Raw genomic sequence first — 18465 nt, forward strand, 5'->3', positions numbered from 1 at the left:
GATTTCGTTTGATACAATAGAATATATACAAGTATATAGTTCTTATTATGATAAGTTTAATGAGCGACAGTAGATAGTGTAATTGTACTGAAAAGAATGAAGTTAAGATTGGAAGGTGGAAGCGGTCATGCAAATACAATATACTTTGTTGCATTGTTTAAAACAATTGAATGGTGAAAGAACCGTTTCATCTATTTATTATTTACTAAAGGGCAAACGTTCTTCGCAAACTTTACAAGATGGAAATATGTTTAGAATTTCTTTTTTGTTCGGAATATATAAATCATTAAATAGAAATGACTATGATGGTGAAGTTGTAAAGTTGTTGCAAGCAGATTTTATTCAAGAAATACATGAAAATACATATGTGTTAACACCTAAGGGTAAAACGCAGTTACATAAATGGGAGGAAGTTTATGCTTTTCCAGCGCATTTGCATGGTTTACATTATGGAGAATTAGGTGAAACATTTTGGAAAAGATTGTCATTGATTATTCAAACTATATCAAATTTACAACAGAATAATACTAAGTTTATCCCGATTCAACAAGATACAGAAATAATGATGTGGGTGAAACGTTTTCTAACAGGAAGGCCATATAAGAGAAGTGAATTGGCGAGAAAACTGTGGACGGAAGTACATAATCTTTTAGAAAAAAGTAATGCGATAGAAGCGACGATTGTAACATATCGACTAACGGGTTATGAACGGATTGGTTGTACATTGCAACAATTAGCAGAAATTACGAAACAAGATATGTTCAGGGTGTATTTTTTATTTTGGGGTACAATGCATTTCTTTATACAAGAAGTTCGTGATAAAGAAAATGAATTTCCGCTATTAGCTGAAATTATATCTTATCCAAATGAGAGAGCTGAACTATTTAGTTTATCCACGAAAAAAACATATAATTTTTGGAGACAAGGGCGTTCTTTAGAAGAAATAGCAACGATTCGGAATTTGAAGGTTGCAACGATAGAAGATCATTTTGTTGAAATTGCTTTGCGAGAAAAAGATTTTTCTATTGAAATGTTTATGGAAAAAGAAAAGATAGACAAAGTAATAAAAGTAATTGAAGCATTGCAAACGCGGAAGTTACGTGTTTTGAAACAAGCGATTGGAGAAGATATCTCTTATTTTGAAGTTCGTCTTGTATTAGCGCGGATGGAGGGTGTAAATGAAACTTGAAGAATATTTATATAAGTGGTTTGGATATTCTGAATTTCGTCCAGGTCAAAAAGGAGTTATTACAGATTTATTAGAAGGAAAAGATGTGATAGCAATGCTTCCGACTGGAAGAGGAAAGTCTATGTGCTATCAGTTTCCGGGGCTTATGCGAGAAGGAACAGTGCTTGTTGTATCGCCGTTATTATCTTTAATGGAAGATCAAGTGACACAATTAAAGTATGTTGTGAAAAACCGAGTGATAGCATTTAATAGTTTTCGGACATTAAATGAAAAAAGAGAAGCGATGAAAAAATTATCTTCATATAAATTTATTTTTGTTTCACCAGAGATGTTACAGTCGGAGTTATTAATTAGGGAATTGAAGAAAATTCATATTTCATTATTTGTTGTTGATGAGGCTCATTGTATTTCTCAATGGGGTTATGATTTTAGACCGGACTATAAGAAACTAAATGTAGTTATTGAAAATATTGGTTCTCCTACAGTGTTAGCATTGACAGCCACAGCGACAAAAGGGGTACTGCAAGATATCGCAGACAGTTTAAATTTAAAGGGTGCCGCGGAACATGTATACTCTATTGACCGTCCTAATATTGCAATGGAGGTGCAATTTGTAGAGACGATAGAAGAAAAGAAAGAGGCGCTTTTGGAGCAGGTGATGTATTTACAAGGGCCGGGGATTGTATATTGTTCAAGTAGAGCGTGGACAGAAAGGTTAACGGAATACTTGAGAGGGAAAGGTGTTACTGGTGTAGCTTTTTATCATGGTGGTATGGAACATGAAGAGCGTATGTTAATTCAACAGCAGTTTATGAACGATCAATTGCAGCTTGTAATATGTACAAGTGCATTTGGTATGGGGGTAAATAAGGCGAATACGCAATATATTATTCATTTTCATTATCCAACTAATATAGCTTCTTACTTACAAGAAATCGGAAGAGCTGGAAGAGATGGCAAACCGAGTATAGCTATTTTATTGTGTAGTCCGTTGGATCATGATTTACCACTTTCAATCATTGAGGATGAATTGCCAAGTAAGTCGCAAATACAATTTTTATTTTCTTTACTACAAGAAAGAATGTTTCAAACGAAAGAATTACCAATAGAAGATGTAGAAGAAATTTGTTATAATGCAGCAAGATTTAATGAGCAATATTGGCGTTTCGTTCGTTATCATCTCGAACAGGTTGGAATTATACAACAACGAAGATTATTATTAGAGGGTTTGTCAGATGAAATTATGAACCGATTAATAGCTGAAGTAGAAATAAGGTTGCGTAATAAATATAGTGAATTAGAAAATATGAAGTCATGGATACGAGTTAAAGGATGTAGACGTGAATATGTGCTGCAACAGTTCGGTTATAGGAAAGAGAAAGAGTTAAATAATTGCTGCGATTATTGCGGTATTACAAAAGAAGATTATAAAAAAAGACGAGCGCAACAATCGGATTTCGACTATAATTGGGAAACAGAGTTACAAAAGCTTTTCGGCCTAGAAAAGATGGAGGAATGATGAACATTCAAAGGCATAATGTTGAAGATATGAGTCCGCAGGAAATAAGGCTGAATCTATATATAACACAGTTAATTATTATCGGTATTGGCTGTTTACTAGCATATATATTATTTCAAGATGTAAAAGAAGTGTTTAATTTATGGAAATGGGAACCAGTATCTATACTTATTATAGGTGGTTTGTTAGCGATTGGTATTGTGTTATTAGATTATGTTGCAATGCGAGTGTTTCCAGAGTCTTGGTTTGATGATGGTGGTATTAACGATAAGATGTTTCGAGGAATGTCGGTTCTACATTTACTCGTTATTACGTTCGTAATCGGTTTTGCAGAAGAATTTTTATTTAGAGGTGTAGTGCAGACTCATTTTGGAATTGTAATTGCGAGTTTAGTATTTGCAGTGTTACATATTCGTTATATAACAAAGCCATTTTTGTTTTGTTTCGTCTGTTTCATTAGTTTTGTCTTTGGTTATGTATTTGAATGGACAGGGAATTTGTTTATAACAATCTTTGCACACTTTCTTGTTGATTTTATAATGGGACTCCAATTAAGAAAATAAATGGAAGGTGGTGGTGAACAACATGAGGAAACGAATTCCTGATTTTGAAGAGGAATTAGAAGTTGAGCGAGTGGAAGAAAAAGAAAGTTTACCGCCGCGTAGTGAAATTCATAGAAATAAAGAGAAAAAACAAAAGTTTAAAATAAATCACATTTTCGTCCGGGTTTTAACATTTCTATTCATTCTGCTGCCAATTAGTATTTTGTGGTATACGGATAAATATATTCAGGTGAAGGGCGATAGTAATAATGCCGGGAAAAGTGCGTTTGAAGTAATCTTCTTTGATTCAGCTAAATCTGATTCACAGAAACAGTCTGAAAAAGCGATAACGCATACTGTGAAAGAGGGAGAAACTTTAGAAAGTATAGCGAAGCAATATTTTTCGGATGAAAATGGGATTGAAGTCATTAAAAAGTATAATAACTTGCAAGAAGATGAAGTGAGTGCAGGGCAAGAATTAAAAATTCCGATAAAAGATAAATCCACAAAGCAAGAGAGCTAGTGAATTAGGCGATCACAATTTGTTATAAAAGCCTAGGATTATCTTTATGAGGAGGGGAGTAAAAAATATGATATGGATTATATTATTCAGTACTCTCATAGGCATGGGGATTTTATTACTTCTTGTGATGTATAAAGAAGCAACGCGTAATACGGTGTTGGAACATACTTTAGTATTTAAAGAATTTCCGAAAAGTTTTCAAAAAGTAAATGTGTTTTTTATTTCTGATATTCATAGAAGAGTTATTTCGAATTTGTTAATTGAACAAGTAAAAGGAAAAGTAGATCTAGTAATTATCGGAGGAGATTTAGCAGAGAAAGGTGTCTCTTTATCAAAAATCTCTGCGAATATCCAAAAGTTAAGAGAGATAGCTCCTGTATATTTTGTGTGGGGAAACAATGATTATGAGATAGAATATCATGAATTAGATGCGTTATTATTAGAAAATAACGTAAAAGTTTTAGATAATACAAGAGTGGTATTTGAGTCTGAATTAGGAGAGAGAATTTGTTTGCTCGGTATAGATGATGTTGGATTGCACCGTGATCGTCTAGATTTGGCATTGGCGGATTGTAAAGAAGAAGGTTTTCGTATCTTAGTTAGTCACAACCCTGATATAATAAAAAAGATGTCTGGAAATGAGCAGATTTCACTTGTATTAAGTGGACATACGCATGGGGGACAAATCCGATTATTCCCATCTAAAAAATATTTAAAAGGTGGCGTATATAACCATTTGAATACGATTCTCTTTGTTAGTAATGGGTACGGAACAACATTGATACCACTTCGTTTCCGAGCACCTGCTCAAACACATATCATTACATTGTGCGGAGGGAAATGATGCCAACTCTTAGTGGGAAATATAATATAAAAGCTGTTTCGAATATAATTGGAGTTCAGCCGAGTACGCTTCGTGCATGGGAAAGACGATATCAAATTATTGCCCCAAAGCGGAATCAAGCTGGGCATCGTTTATATACAGAAGAACATATTCAAATTTTAAAATGGTTAATGGAAAAAGTTTCTTCCGGTATGATGATTGGACAAGCAGTTCAGTTATTAGAAGAGAATCGTTTGCAGAGTACAGTTCAAAAAGAGATACCTTTCGATAAAGAAGTTGTTTTAGTGGACGATTTGCTACAAGCTTTGTTAAAATTTGATGAAATTACAATTACTGCATTATTAAACGAAGCTTTTAGTATATATTCAACAGAGAAGGTTGTTGCCAGTATCGTTCTTCGAGTGACAGACAATTTATTAATGTCAAAAAATAATAATGAGATTTCAATGGCGCAATTCCAATATGCACTATCATTTTTACAAACGCGTCTAGGAATGGTGTATCACAATGCCTCAATGTTTTCCTCTTTACACAAAGTTATTGTGTTAGAAAAGAATGCATTGCAAGGATTTATTTTTTCAACGTATTTACGCTTAAAAGGATATGAGGCGATATATATTAGGACAAGCTTAGCTGAAGATGGTATGTTGTCAGCGGTAGAAGAAATACAGCCGAAATATGTATTTGTATCTTGTGCTGACGAACAAGAAATGAAAAAGACGATGAACTTTATAAATTTATTACAAGAAAAAAGGGAATCTCTTTCTGTTGGCTTTATCGGAAAGCTAGGCGTTCTAAACCAGTTGGACATTGAAACAACCTTAATTGGTGAGACAAAAGAAGAATGGGATGAATGGTTAAAAATGTCGGAATAGTTGTTCGAAAAGAACCATCTATTTTCTATTTCATATAATAAAAATTAGATGCATTGGTTACGTAGGGAGGGTATGAGATGAGGCTGGAACGATTAAATTACAATAAGATAAAAATTTTTCTAACATTTGATGATTTATCTGAACGAGGATTAACGAAAGAAGATTTATGGAGAAATGCGCCGAAAGTACAGCAATTATTTCGTGATATGATGCAAGAAGCAAATAAGGAATTAGGATTTGAAGCAGATGGTCCGATTGCAGTTGAAGTATTTTCTCTACAAGCACAAGGGATGGTTGTAATTGTAACGAAAGAAAATCAAGAAATGGATACAGATGATGAGTTTCGTGACGAGTTTATTGAAATGCAAGTGACTCTAGATGAAAGTGAGCATATATTATATGAGTTTGCTACGCTAGATGACATAATTAACCTGTCGAATCGCTTATATAACCTTGGTGTAACTGGCGGAAAGCTATATACGTGGGATAAGCGCTTCTATCTTTGGATGGAAGAAGAGGAACAAATTCAATTGTTAAAGGCGGATTTTATAGCTATTTTAGCGGAATACGGTAATCCGTCTACCGCAACTATTTATCGCATCATGGAGTACGGTAAAGAATTAATGGATTTTAATGCGATAGAACAAATACACAATTACTTTGTGAAAAAACAAAACCTCAGCTAATACAACATAGCTGAGGTTTTGTTTTTATTTGGATAAGGGAAGGGATGATTGTAAATACTCCAACATACTTTTTTAAAATAAAATATGCAGTTTTATGGGAGTATGTTTGAGTAAAATAAAAAATATTTAAATATTTAAGTATTTTACTTTTCTAAAAGTAATAAAAGGACTATAATAATAGTGAAAACGCTTGCAACAGAAAATAGTTTGTATATATTTGTTAGCGTTTTCTATTGCATTCCAAATTTAAGGGTGTATACTAGGCAATGAAGGTTTACTAAACAAGTGAAATTACAGGGGGTTTACTTACTATGGTAGCCGAAAAGGGAACTCAAACAAAAACACAACAACAAAGGGAACAACATTTTGAACTATTGAATTCAACACAAATTGTTATTAGTGAAGCGTTAGAAAAATTGGGTTATCCAAACGAAGTATATGAATTATTAAAAGAACCAATTCGTATGATGACAGTGAAAATACCAGTTCGTATGGATGACGGGACTGTTAAAATATTTACAGGGTATCGTGCACAACATAATGATGCTGTTGGTCCAACGAAAGGTGGAATTCGCTTCCATCCGAATGTAACAGAAAATGAAGTGAAAGCACTTTCAATCTGGATGAGTTTAAAATGTGGTATTGTTGATTTACCATATGGTGGAGGTAAGGGTGGAATTATCTGTGATCCACGTGAAATGTCATTCCGTGAGTTAGAAAGATTAAGCCGCGGTTATGTACGAGCAATTAGCCAAATCGTAGGTCCGACGAAAGATATTCCAGCTCCAGATGTATTCACAAACTCTCAAATTATGGCATGGATGATGGATGAGTATAGCCGTATTGATGAATTTAATTCACCAGGATTTATTACAGGTAAACCGCTTGTATTAGGTGGATCACATGGCCGTGAAACAGCAACAGCGAAAGGTGTAACAATTTGTATTCGTGAAGCTGCGAAAAAACGTGGCATTGATATTAAGGGTGCACGCGTTGTTGTCCAAGGGTTCGGTAATGCTGGTAGCTTCTTAGCTAAATTTATGCATGATGCAGGTGCGAAAGTTATTGCAATCTCAGATGCTTACGGTGCGTTACATGATCCAAACGGATTAGATATTGATTATTTATTAGACCGTCGTGATAGCTTCGGTACAGTAACAAAGCTATTTAACAATACAATTTCAAATAAAGAATTGTTAGAACTTGATTGCGATATTTTAGTTCCAGCTGCAATTGAGAACCAAATTACAGAAGAAAATGCTAATGATATTAAAGCGAAAATCGTTGTTGAAGCTGCAAATGGTCCAACAACATTAGAAGCGACTAAAATTTTAACAGATCGCGGAATTTTACTTGTTCCAGACGTGTTAGCAAGTGCTGGTGGTGTAACAGTATCTTACTTTGAGTGGGTACAAAATAACCAAGGATACTACTGGACTGAAGAAGAAGTAGAACAACGTTTAGAAAAAGTAATGGTAAGATCATTTGATTCTATTTATGAAACAGCACAAGTTCGTAAAGTGAACATGCGCTTAGCGGCGTACATGGTTGGTGTTCGTAAAATGGCTGAAGCAAGCCGCTTCAGAGGTTGGGTATAAAATATTATATCTTGAGAAAACGTGATTTCCTTTCGAGGGAATCACGTTTTTTTGTTGAAGTATTAAATGAGGTGTTATATATGGAAAATGAAATGCTGGAACGAGTAGAACAATTAGAAGAAAAGGTTAAGAGGTTAGAGGGAGAACTTGCAAGAACGATGAAAGCTCGAAAAGTAAGTACCGTTAGAATGTTCGGGGAAGGGCTACTGTTTTTGATATTTGGTGTGGTTGTAGTAGGGCCGATTATTGCCGTTGTAATCTCAATTTTTACTTGGCTTGCTGAAAAATAAAATAAAAATAAAAAAAGAACACTTGTTCTATACGAACAAACGTGCTATACTCTCCTTAGATAAACAAAACGGAAATGATTTTAAGGAGAGATAAATGATGAAAATGACAGTAGACCAAAGATTTATGATGCCAGCAGATGTTGTAGAGCGAGTGGAAGTATTACGAAACAAACAAAGCAAGCGTGGCACATTATTACAATCGGTAAATAAATTTTTCGGTTTAGATACGAAAGAAGATTGTGTTTGGTTTTACGGTTTTTATGGAGTGGCTGTAAGTATCTTGTTGTTTATGGTGTTCACTTCAAATATTTTCGATTTTCTCTTCGTGTAAGAAATATGCGATAAGGACGTTGCTACCGAATACATATATAAGGAAGTAAGGTAATCTTCTAGAGCGGGAGTTGGTAGCAATGGCGATGTTTCCTATAGAACGCAACTATATTGGATATGGAAGTTCACGGCCGGGGATTCCTCTGACTAAAGTGAGATTTATTGTAAGCCATGATACGGGGAATCCAGGAAGCAATGCGATAGGAAATCGAGATTACTTTAATGAATTACAACCGAAAGCTTCGGCGCATACATTTATAGATGATAAAACAATATTGGAGATTATTCCTATAAATGAAGTTGCGTATCATGTTCGATATGGTGTGCCGACGGATAATGACTTATACGGCTATGACGCGAATAAGGCGGCCATTGGAGTGGAACTTTGTTATGGCGGTGATGTTAACTTTTGGGAAGCATATAATCGTTTTACATGGTATCATGCGTATTTATGCCAAAACTTTGGCTTAAATCCGAAAAAAGATATCGTGTCACATAAAACGCTTGATCCAGCTAGAAAGATTGATCCTGAGAATGTATTAGGGAAACAAGGTATTAAATTTCAGCAGTTTTTAGCAGATGTCTATCGGATGTACGTTTCGTTTAGATGACAAATATATGAAAAATGAATACAATAAAGATAGGTACCTACTGCTGTAAGTAGGTTTTTTCTTGTTTTTATAAATAGTGTATTGGTAGAAGACTAGGAGTGGACGAGTATGCAGAAAGAAACAGTTATTATAATCGGAGGCGGTCCGTGCGGATTAGCGGCAGCGATTTCGTTGCAAAAGGTAGGGATAAATCCGTTAGTAATTGAAAAAGGAAACATTGTAAATGCCATTTATAATTATCCAACTCATCAAACATTTTTCTCTTCTAGTGAAAAATTAGAAATTGGTGATGTAGCTTTTATTACAGAAAATCGTAAGCCAGTTCGAAATCAAGCGCTCGCGTATTATCGTGAAGTAGTAAAACGTAAATCTGTACGTGTAAATGCTTTTGAGCGAGTGGAGAAAGTTCAAAAAGATGGAGGAGTTTTTCAAGTTGAGACGACAAAGTGTGACGGAAGTAAAGAAACATATATAGCGAAATATATTGTTGTAGCAACTGGATATTATGATAATCCAAATTATATGAATGTTCCAGGTGAGGGATTGAAGAAAGTAGCTCACTATTTTAAAGAGGGGCATCCTTATTTTGATCGAGACGTAGTAGTTATAGGTGGGAAAAATTCGAGTGTAGATGCCGCATTAGAACTTGTTAAAGCTGGTGCGCGTGTAACGGTACTGTATCGTGGAATTGAGTATTCGCCAAGCATAAAGCCTTGGATTTTGCCGGAATTTGAGGCGTTAGTACGAAACGGTACAATTCAAATGCATTTCGGGGCTCATGTGAAAGAAATTACTGAGCATACATTAACGTTTACAGTTGATGGTGAAGTTTATACAATCCAAAACGATTTTGTATTTGCGATGACTGGTTATCATCCTGATCATAGCTTCTTAACGAAGATGGGTGTTCAGATTGATGAAGAAACAGGACGTCCAATTTATACAGAGGATAGAATGGAAACGAATGCTGAAAATATTTTCATTGCAGGTGTCATTGCTGCTGGAAATAATGCAAATGAAATATTTATCGAGAACGGTAGATTTCATGGAGATGCGATTGCGCAAACCATTGCATCAAGAGAAAAATAAAAAGGAGTTGTCGAGAAAATCTCGACAACTCCTTTTTATTCGTGCATAAACATATTTTGAATGGATTCATGAGAATTTGTATTCTCTAATGCGACAAGTAATTTAATACGTGCTTTTTGTGCATTTAAGCCGTATGTGAATACAACGCCCATATCTTTTAAGTGTTTACCGCCACCTTCATACGAATATACGTCTTGAACGATACCGTTGAAACAGCGAGAAACTAATACGACAGGAATACCTTTATTTAATAATCGTTCTAGACTAGGAAGTGTTCTTGGAGGTAGATTACCTTGTCCGAGCGCTTCGATAACAATACCGTCTACAGGAAGATTTTCGATTGCTGCTAATAATGTATCATCCATGCCAGCATATGCTTTTAGAACAACTACATTTTTAGACACTGTGTTTATCGTATATGTTTCATGATGTACTAAAGCGTGATGGAAGACAACGCCGCGTTTTGTTACCATTCCAATTGGTCCGTATTGTGGGCTTTGGAATGTTGCGACATTACTTGTATGTGTTTTCGTTACATTTGTAGCGCAATGAATTTCGTCATTTAATACGACTAAAACACCTTTTTCTGCAGCTTCATCACAACTAGCAACCTTTACAGCTGATAAGAAGTTATATAGGCCGTCAGCACCTAATTCATTGCTAGAGCGCATTGCACCTGTCACAACGATCGGAATAGTTGCTTGTACTGTTAAATCTAAGAAATAGGCTGTTTCTTCTAATGTATCAGTACCATGCGTAATGACTACGCCATGAATGTTGTCTTGTTTTACTCTTTCATCAATGATGACTTGTAATTGTAACATTTCGCTCGGTGTCATATGGGGAGATGGTAAATGGAACACATCTTCAACGATTAAATCAACATCGCCTTCTAAATCAGGAATGAATTTTAAAAGAGGATTTTTTTCACCTGGTTGTACGACTCCAGTTTCTTTATCCTCCTCCATTGCAATTGTTCCACCTGTGTGTAAAACTAGGATTCTTTTCAATTCTTATACCCCTTTCAAGTAAAAAATACATTTAGAACATAACATGTTTTTAGTAAATTCGACAATGGAAATGTATAAAAGTATGCCTCGCAAATGACAATAAAATTAACTGCTATATGTACGATGTATAAAATTACGAAACGAGATGTGTAAATATAGTATAGGAGGGAGCAATTACGGTGGAAAAGATGGAGAGAATTTTTATTCGTATATTAATAATACAATTTATTTGTCTTTCTGTTGTGCAATTGTTATTTATACATAAGTCATCAGTGAAATATTTATCTAAAATTGTTTATTATGAAGGTGTCATGGTAAAAGACAAAGCGGAAATCTTACAGGTGAATAGGTAGTTTTCATTTTCTTCTATGAAGGATTATGCTACAATAATTGAGGAATTAATGACGTGAAGCAAATGAGAAGAAGCAGGGTGAACACCTGCTTTTCGTTTTGTTTTATAAGTGAAAAAATGAGGTGTTACAATGGATAAACGAATTTCAATTGCTATAGATGGTCCAGCAGCTGCTGGTAAAAGTACAGTGGCAAAAGTTGTTGCGAAGGAACTTTCTTACGTTTATATTGATACAGGCGCAATGTACCGTACGCTTACATATGCAGCCCTTGAACAAAAAGTAGATATTGAAAATGAAGAGCAGTTAATGGAAGTTGTAAGGAATGTAAATATTGAATTTCAGCAAGGAGAAAATACACAGCTTGTATTTTTAAATGGACAAGATGTTTCTGAAGTAATTCGTACACCTGATGTGACGAATCGAGTATCTATTGTAGCAAAGCATCGCCTTGTTCGTGAAGAAATGGTACGCCGTCAGCAAGATTTAGCGAAAAAAGGCGGCGTTGTAATGGACGGCCGTGATATTGGTACACATGTATTACCGGATGCTGAAGTGAAAATCTTTATGCTTGCTTCTGTTGAAGAAAGAGCGGAAAGAAGACATTTAGAAAATTTAAATAAAGGTTTCGATTCTAATTTAGAGCAGCTAAAAGAAGAAATTGCTCAGCGTGATAAATTAGATTCAGAACGCGAAGTTTCTCCACTAAAAAAGGCTGATGATGCATTGGAATTAGATACGACTTCTTTATCAATTGAAGAAGTTGTCCAAAAAATTATGAGTATTGTTTCAGGAGTGTTTGCGAAATAAAGAAAGGGGATGATCCCCTTTCTTTTTTGTTTAAATAGAAATGTAAAGGATACGTGAATTGTGAGTCTCTTTCCTTGACAAATGAGCTGATTTGTAAGAAGTTAGTTAAAGAGGAATAAAACTGTCAGAATATATTCGCTATTATATTTCAAAACATACTTTTTTCAAGCTGGTTTTGCTGTATACTATTTATATAGGTTTAATATATTTTCTTATGAATGGTATTGAAAAAAGTATGTGATGAGAAATTCTTAAACATGCAAATGAAAACTTTGTTTTCATTTCGTATATACATAAAAAATGCTTTGTCAATTCTGTAGGGAGGTATTTCCATGGTAGAGAAAATGAATGAAGAAGTTATGGATTCAAAAGAATTACAAGTTGGTGACGTTGTTACAGGTTCTGTAACGAAAGTTGAAGAGAAACAAGTGCTTGTAAATGTTGGATACAAAACAGATGGCGTAATTCCAATTAGTGAATTAGCTAACGTTCATATTGAAAAAGCAAGCGATGTTGTAGAATTAGATCAAACACTAGAGTTGAAAATTATTAAATTAGAAGAAGATGATCTTGTCTTGTCTAAACGTGCTGTTGATGCAGAAAAAGCATGGGTAGAATTACAAGAGAAATTTACTTCTGGTCATGTGTTTGATGTTACTGTAAAAGATATTGTGAATGGCGGATTAGTTGTGGATCTTGGGGTTCGCGGTTTTATCCCAGCTTCACTTGTAGAAGTACATTATGTAGAAGACTTTACTGACTATAAAGGTAAAACGTTAGCGGTGAAAATTGTTGAATTAGACCGTGAAAAAAATCGTGTAATCCTTTCGCATAAAGCGGTAGTAGAATTAGAACTAGATTCTAAGAAAAAAGAAGCAATTTCTTCATTAAAAGAAGGGGACGTTGTTGAAGGAACAGTGCAACGATTAACTGACTTTGGTGCTTTCGTTAACGTTGGTGGCGTGGACGGTTTAGTTCACATTTCACAAATTTCACACGAACGTGTAGAGCAACCTTCTGAAGTTTTAGAGCAAGGTCAAAAGGTTAAGGTAAAGGTGTTATCTGTTGATGCTGATACACAACGTATTTCTTTATCGATTAAAGCAGCTCAACCAGGACCTTGGGAAAACGTTGCTGGCGAAATAAAAGCTGGAGATATTCGTGAGGGCGTAGTAAAACGCCTTGTTACATTTGGTGCATTCGTTGAGATTTTACCTGGCGTTGAAGGACTTGTACACGTATCTCAAATTGCAAATCGTCACGTGAAAAATCCGAATGAAGTATTGGAAATGGGACAAGAAGTAAAAGTGAAAGTACTTGAAGTTCACGCAGCAGAGAAACGTATTTCTTTAAGTATAAAAGAAGCGCTTGAGGAAAATAATGTAATTGAAGATTATAGTCAGTATGAGCCAAATGCTGATTCTGCTACTTTCCAATTAAGTGATATTATTGGTGAACAACTGAAAAAATTAAAGAAATAATGAGGGGTACAAGTGGTAAGGGCAAAACGTAAATTAGATCATATTGAATACGCTCTTTCTACTGGTCAGTCTCGTACGCATGGCTTTCATGATATTGATTTTGTGCATCAAAGCTTGCCAAATTCAAATTATGACACAATAACATGTGAAACAAAAATCGGCGAACTTTCACTAAGTTCGCCGATTTTTATCAATGCGATGACTGGTGGTGGAGGAGAGAAAACGTTACATATCAATGAGCAATTAGCATATGTAGCGAAACAACATAACCTTGCTATGGCTGTAGGTTCGCAAATGGCGGCGTTAAAAGATGAAAGTGAGGCTGCTTCTTATAAGGTGATCAGAAAGGTAAACCCAAATGGTATTTTCTTTGCTAATTTAGGTAGTGAGGCAACTATCGAGCAGGCAGAGCGTGCCGTTGATATGATTGAAGCGAATGCATTGCAAATTCATTTAAATGTCATACAAGAGTTAACGATGCCAGAAGGAGACCGTGATTTTACTGGCGTACTTCAGCGTATTGAGAAAATTGTTTTAAATAGTAAAGTTCCTGTCATTGTAAAAGAAGTTGGATTTGGGATGAGTAAGGAAACAATGCAACAGTTAGCGAACGTAGGTGTAACGGCAATTGATATTGGTGGGCAAGGTGGTACGAATTTTGCTGCTGTTGAAAATGAAAGAAGACAGCGAATGCTTTCTTATTTTAATAACTGGGGCATACAAACAGCAACCTCGATTATTGAAGCAACCTCTACAAATAATAACCTCTCTTTTATTGCATCAGGGGGTATACAGACAGCGCTTGACGTAGCGAAAGCAATCGCATTAGGGGCGAATACAACTGCGTTTGCTGGTTACTTTTTACGTATTTTAATGCAAGATGGTATCGAGAAATTAGTGGATGAAATTGAGCTTCTACATACAGATTTGAAATTTATTATGACAGCTCTTGGTGCGAAGACGATAGAAGAGTTGCAATCTGTACCTCTTGTTGTAAAAGGTGAAACATATCATTGGTTAATGCAGCGTGGTATTGATACTGCGCATTATAGTAGGAGATAAAAAATCAACCGTTCGGTTGATTTTTTGTTTTCTTTTCTTTCTCGTAATATAAAGTGGAGAATGGAATTGGTATTTTATAAAAATTGTAATTGAAAAAAGGTTAAAAAATGAAGATGATTAGTTACTGGATTTTTGAGAGGACTTGCTTTTATAAGGGAAATAGGTGGGGGTAAAAGAAGTGATAGGAGGATATAGTACACAAAATATTATTTCAATATAAATAAAAATCATTAAAATGATTATGCAAAAGACGGTTTCGTACAACATCGAAACCGTCTTTTTGTATTAATTAGTGCTGGTTTTGTTTTCGAGCCTGCTCTGGTGTATCAAGTCCAGTTGCACCTGGATATTGTAGTGATTGATTACGATCAGATTCAACGCGGCGTGATTCTCGTAGTTTTCGTTCTTGGCGATCTTTACCCATAATAAATAACACCTCCTTGTTAAAAGTGTTGCTGTTATAAGAAAAAACTATGCGTAAATAAAGTGGATTAACTTTCATAAAAAGTTCCCATAATGGAAAACATAGGAGGTGAAGTTGATGGATGGAAGTACTTTTTATTTTGTAGCTTGGATAGGGTGGATCATCGTAACCTTTTTTATGAAAAAGGACCCTATTCGGTGGAAGTTAGGCGCTTGTATAATGATTTTTATAATTTGCTCTCCGTTACATGTAACGATTGCCTCATTCGTGGTATCAGTAAATGCTCTTCTACTTTGTATTATTTCTTTTATAGGAATTACGCTATATTCTGTTTGGAAAAAATTATATAGCTTACTTTCGGCACTTATTATTGCAATGTTATATACAAGTTTTCATTTGTTAGAAATATATGATCCGATTTGGATTGTGGTGGATAGAGTGTTTCTGCTAAGTAGTGCTCTTGTGTATGCATCGGTGTTATTGCATGGGGATCGCATATTACGATTATGTTCCCTATATGTAGGGATGTTACAAGGAGAGTTGCTAGTGACATTTATTTTTCGGAAATTGAATTTTCCATATGATTACGGTAGTTTAGCATTTTTTGATATCGTCGCCGTTTCTACATTATTCATGGCAGTATTGTTTTGGATTGCAAAAGCATCAGTATACATGGAACAGTTTAAGAGAAAAACACGTAAAAGAAAGGCGAGGGTAATGCATGACTGAATATACATCAGCCATTTTATGCGGCGTAATAGCGGGGACAGTTACAAGAGTGTTAATGCTTCGGACGGATACGCGGCAATATCCGACGAGGCTGCATGGGAAAATTATTCATATTGCAATGGGGTTAATTGCAGCTGCTTTAGGAGCGATTGCAATCCCGTCTATTTTGAAAAAAGATTTTTCTGCCATTACATTTCTTACGTTAGCGGCAACACAATTTCGTGATGTACGTAATATGGAAAGAAACACGCTTCAACAATTAGATGGATATGAGCTCGTACCGCGTGGAAATACATATATTGAAGGAATTGCATTGGTTTTTGAAAGTCGCAACTATTTGGCGATGTTAACGTCGTTTGCAACGACATTTGCGTATATAGGGTTCCGTTCATGGATTGCGGGAGTAATTATGGCTATAATCGCATTTTTTATTGCGAAAAAATTAATGTCTGGAAAAAGGCTACATGATCTTGTTGAAATTGAGCACGTGCCCCTTCGTTTTGAAGGGGCAGGACTGTATATTGATAATATTTATATTATGAATATTGGATTGCCGGCGAGGCAAGAAGAGATTATGAAATATGGCATGGGGTTTATTTTAAAACCGAAATCAATTGATGCGATGGTGACAATCTCAAATTTAGGGCAACGGCAAGCTGTTTTACACGATGTTTCGGTGGCGCTAGGGATTTATAGAGATTCTGGTACACCAGCGCTTGTACCGTTAGCAAAGCGTGATTTAGAGGATGGTAGGGTTGGAATTTTTGTCTTACCGCAAGATCAAGATGCAGAGAAAGCGATAAGTGTTATAGGAAATGTACCAACGTTAGAAAGTGCCGTCCATATGTCATCGGAAGCCCCGAAAGGAAGGGGAGATAAGAGATGATGTTAGAAAGCGTTATCCTGGCAGTTATTACAACAGCGCCAGAAAAATTTGCAGGTGGTGCTCCTTTATTTGTTTGTGAGTCGATGGAGGAACTAGAATTTGTTGCAAATAATTTAGAGGCAATTTTAGATGGTATTGCGCATCGCTTACAAGAGAATGTATATATTATTGTGAAACATTAGGAACGTGTGTTATAATGTGAGGTGTTTTGATACGTTGAGAAATATTCTGGAATGCAAATCCCTTCTTGCACAAAGAAGGGTTTTTTACATAATAAACAGAAGCAAGTTGAAAGGATGAAAGTATATGCCGAAACCAGTAATAGCAATAGTAGGCCGCCCGAACGTAGGAAAATCTACTATTTTCAATAGAATAGTTGGAGAAAGAGTTTCAATCGTAGAAGATATCCCAGGTATAACTCGAGACCGTATTTATAGTGCGGGAGAATGGTTAAATCATGAGTTTAACATTATTGATACAGGTGGAATTGATATTGGAGACGAGCCGTTCTTGACACAAATTCGTCAACAGGCGGAAGTTGCGATTGATGAAGCAGATGTTATCATTTTTATGACGAATGGTCGCGATGGTGTAACTGCAGCGGATGAAGAAGTTGCTAAAATTTTGTATCGTTCTAAAAAACCAATTGTACTTGCCGTAAATAAGGTTGATAATCCAGAAATGCGTAGTGATATTTATGATTTTTATTCATTAGGATTTGGCGAGCCATTCCCGATTTCAGGTACACACGGTTTAGGACTTGGTGATTTGTTAGATGAAGCTGCAAATCATTTTCCAAAGATTGAAGAAGAGGCGTATGACGATGAAACAATCCGTTTCTCTTTAATTGGACGTCCAAATGTAGGGAAATCATCGCTTGTAAATGCACTTCTTGGTCAAGAACGTGTAATTGTAAGTAATATCGCAGGAACGACGCGTGATGCTGTCGATACACCATATAGTAAAGATGATCAAGATTATGTAATCATTGATACAGCTGGTATGCGTAAAAAAGGAAAAGTATATGAAAGTACAGAAAAGTATAGTGTACTTCGTGCACTTAGAGCGATTGAACGTTCTGACGTTGTTTTAGTTGTTTTAGACGGAGAAGAAGGAATTATTGAGCAAGATAAAAAAATCGCTGGATATGCTCATGATTCAGGACGAGCTGTTATTATCGTTGTAAACAAATGGGATGCAGTGAAAAAAGATGAAAAAACAATGAAAGCATTTGAAGAAAATATTCGTGCTCATTTCCAATTCTTGGATTACGCACCGATTGTATTCTTATCTGCAAAAACGAAAAAACGTACACAAACGTTATTACCGGTTATCAATGAGGTAAATGAAAGCCATAGTATCCGTGTACAAACAAACGTATTAAACGATGTAATTATGGATGCGGTAGCGATGAATCCAACACCGACTCATAATGGTAGCCGTCTGAAAATCTTCTATGCGACACAGGTTGCGGTAAAACCACCGACATTTGTTGTGTTTGTAAACGATACAGAATTAATGCACTTTTCATATGAGCGCTTCTTAAAGAATCGTTTACGTGAAGCGTTCGGTTTTGTAGGAACGCCGATTCACATTATTGCTCGAGCAAGAGACTAA

General features: G+C 35.5%; 22 protein-coding genes. 20 read left to right on the plus strand and 2 right to left on the minus strand.

Annotated features, from left to right (window positions below):
- Nucleotides 1-127: 127 nt before the first annotated feature.
- The 12 genes from ACLBXA_RS15650 to ACLBXA_RS15705 all read left to right on the plus strand — a co-directional run bounded on the left by ACLBXA_RS15650 (nucleotide 128) and on the right by ACLBXA_RS15705 (nucleotide 10096).
- The gene (locus ACLBXA_RS15650; protein WP_001167015.1) at nucleotides 128-1189 is read left to right on the plus strand and encodes a helix-turn-helix domain-containing protein; all 1062 of its coding nucleotides are present in this window, start codon (nucleotides 128-130) and stop codon (nucleotides 1187-1189) included.
- Nucleotides 1179-2708, plus strand: a complete 1530-nt coding sequence (recQ, locus tag ACLBXA_RS15655) for an ATP-dependent DNA helicase RecQ (RefSeq protein WP_000762978.1) — start codon at nucleotides 1179-1181, stop codon at nucleotides 2706-2708. The genes ACLBXA_RS15650 and recQ overlap by 11 nt, the downstream gene beginning before the upstream one ends.
- Entirely contained in the window at nucleotides 2708-3271 is a 564-nt protein-coding gene (locus tag ACLBXA_RS15660; protein WP_001025781.1) for a CPBP family intramembrane glutamic endopeptidase, read from the plus strand. The genes recQ and ACLBXA_RS15660 overlap by 1 nt, the downstream gene beginning before the upstream one ends.
- Nucleotides 3272-3293: 22 nt before the next feature.
- Entirely contained in the window at nucleotides 3294-3773 is a 480-nt protein-coding gene (locus ACLBXA_RS15665) for a LysM peptidoglycan-binding domain-containing protein (RefSeq protein WP_001231548.1), read from the plus strand.
- 67 nt (nucleotides 3774-3840) lie between these two features.
- The gene (locus ACLBXA_RS15670) at nucleotides 3841-4617 is read left to right on the plus strand and encodes a metallophosphoesterase (protein ID WP_000637802.1); all 777 of its coding nucleotides are present in this window, start codon (nucleotides 3841-3843) and stop codon (nucleotides 4615-4617) included.
- A complete protein-coding gene (locus tag ACLBXA_RS15675; RefSeq protein ID WP_141403400.1) occupies nucleotides 4617-5492 on the plus strand; it encodes a MerR family transcriptional regulator in 876 nt (291 codons plus the stop codon). Before ACLBXA_RS15670 ends, ACLBXA_RS15675 begins: the two co-directional genes overlap by 1 nt.
- Before the next feature lie 77 nt (nucleotides 5493-5569).
- Nucleotides 5570-6178 carry a genetic competence negative regulator gene (locus tag ACLBXA_RS15680; RefSeq protein ID WP_001235399.1) on the plus strand — a complete coding sequence of 203 codons (609 nt, stop codon included), beginning with the start codon at nucleotides 5570-5572 and terminating at the stop codon, nucleotides 6176-6178.
- 311 nt (nucleotides 6179-6489) lie between these two features.
- Nucleotides 6490-7776, plus strand: coding sequence for an NAD-specific glutamate dehydrogenase (gene gudB, locus ACLBXA_RS15685; RefSeq protein ID WP_000225173.1), 1287 nt, complete (start codon nucleotides 6490-6492; stop codon nucleotides 7774-7776).
- 80 nt (nucleotides 7777-7856) lie between these two features.
- On the plus strand, nucleotides 7857-8066 hold the full coding sequence (locus tag ACLBXA_RS15690) for a hypothetical protein (RefSeq protein ID WP_000426765.1): 210 nt from the start codon (nucleotides 7857-7859) through the stop codon (nucleotides 8064-8066).
- 94 nt (nucleotides 8067-8160) lie between these two features.
- The gene (locus ACLBXA_RS15695; protein ID WP_002083150.1) at nucleotides 8161-8397 is read left to right on the plus strand and encodes a DUF3961 domain-containing protein; all 237 of its coding nucleotides are present in this window, start codon (nucleotides 8161-8163) and stop codon (nucleotides 8395-8397) included.
- Nucleotides 8398-8476: 79 nt separating this feature from the next.
- Complete coding sequence (locus tag ACLBXA_RS15700; protein ID WP_001240655.1) at nucleotides 8477-9007, plus strand: peptidoglycan recognition protein family protein; 531 nt, start codon at nucleotides 8477-8479, stop codon at nucleotides 9005-9007.
- Nucleotides 9008-9115: 108 nt separating this feature from the next.
- Nucleotides 9116-10096, plus strand: a complete 981-nt coding sequence (locus tag ACLBXA_RS15705) for a YpdA family putative bacillithiol disulfide reductase (RefSeq protein WP_001168517.1) — start codon at nucleotides 9116-9118, stop codon at nucleotides 10094-10096.
- A 35-nt stretch (nucleotides 10097-10131) separates the two neighbouring features.
- Here the strand turns inward: ACLBXA_RS15705 and ansA are convergent, their stop codons facing one another.
- Nucleotides 10132-11106: an asparaginase gene (gene ansA, locus ACLBXA_RS15710; RefSeq protein WP_000822011.1), complete on the minus strand. Its 975-nt coding sequence runs from the start codon at nucleotides 11104-11106 to the stop codon at nucleotides 10132-10134.
- Between the two features lie 179 nt (nucleotides 11107-11285).
- Between ansA and ACLBXA_RS15715 the strand changes: the two genes are divergently transcribed.
- The 4 genes from ACLBXA_RS15715 (at nucleotide 11286) to ACLBXA_RS15730 (ending at nucleotide 14809) form a co-directional block, all read left to right on the plus strand.
- Nucleotides 11286-11459, plus strand: a complete 174-nt coding sequence (locus ACLBXA_RS15715; RefSeq protein WP_000413849.1) for a YpfB family protein — start codon at nucleotides 11286-11288, stop codon at nucleotides 11457-11459.
- A 129-nt stretch (nucleotides 11460-11588) separates the two neighbouring features.
- On the plus strand, nucleotides 11589-12266 hold the full coding sequence (gene cmk / locus ACLBXA_RS15720) for a (d)CMP kinase (protein ID WP_000361254.1): 678 nt from the start codon (nucleotides 11589-11591) through the stop codon (nucleotides 12264-12266).
- Nucleotides 12267-12598: 332 nt separating this feature from the next.
- Nucleotides 12599-13747, plus strand: coding sequence for a 30S ribosomal protein S1 (gene rpsA, locus ACLBXA_RS15725; RefSeq protein WP_000229557.1), 1149 nt, complete (start codon nucleotides 12599-12601; stop codon nucleotides 13745-13747).
- Nucleotides 13748-13759: 12 nt separating this feature from the next.
- Nucleotides 13760-14809 carry a type 2 isopentenyl-diphosphate Delta-isomerase gene (locus ACLBXA_RS15730; RefSeq protein WP_000251041.1) on the plus strand — a complete coding sequence of 350 codons (1050 nt, stop codon included), beginning with the start codon at nucleotides 13760-13762 and terminating at the stop codon, nucleotides 14807-14809.
- 289 nt (nucleotides 14810-15098) lie between these two features.
- Here the strand turns inward: ACLBXA_RS15730 and ACLBXA_RS15735 are convergent, their stop codons facing one another.
- The gene (locus ACLBXA_RS15735) at nucleotides 15099-15233 is read right to left on the minus strand and encodes a YpzI family protein (protein WP_000513902.1); all 135 of its coding nucleotides are present in this window, start codon (nucleotides 15231-15233) and stop codon (nucleotides 15099-15101) included.
- Nucleotides 15234-15350: 117 nt separating this feature from the next.
- On the opposite strand from ACLBXA_RS15735, the gene ACLBXA_RS15740 reads away from it, so the two are divergent.
- The 4 genes from ACLBXA_RS15740 (at nucleotide 15351) to der (ending at nucleotide 18465) form a co-directional block, all read left to right on the plus strand.
- Complete coding sequence (locus ACLBXA_RS15740) at nucleotides 15351-15962, plus strand: YphA family membrane protein (protein ID WP_000349104.1); 612 nt, start codon at nucleotides 15351-15353, stop codon at nucleotides 15960-15962.
- Nucleotides 15955-16848: a YIEGIA family protein gene (locus ACLBXA_RS15745; protein ID WP_000141605.1), complete on the plus strand. Its 894-nt coding sequence runs from the start codon at nucleotides 15955-15957 to the stop codon at nucleotides 16846-16848. Before ACLBXA_RS15740 ends, ACLBXA_RS15745 begins: the two co-directional genes overlap by 8 nt.
- Nucleotides 16845-17030 carry a capping complex subunit for YIEGIA gene (locus tag ACLBXA_RS15750; RefSeq protein WP_000979048.1) on the plus strand — a complete coding sequence of 62 codons (186 nt, stop codon included), beginning with the start codon at nucleotides 16845-16847 and terminating at the stop codon, nucleotides 17028-17030. The genes ACLBXA_RS15745 and ACLBXA_RS15750 overlap by 4 nt, the downstream gene beginning before the upstream one ends.
- A 124-nt stretch (nucleotides 17031-17154) precedes the next feature.
- Nucleotides 17155-18465, plus strand: a complete 1311-nt coding sequence (gene der, locus ACLBXA_RS15755) for a ribosome biogenesis GTPase Der (protein ID WP_001125890.1) — start codon at nucleotides 17155-17157, stop codon at nucleotides 18463-18465.

The organism is Bacillus sp. D48C (genome assembly GCF_053345735.1).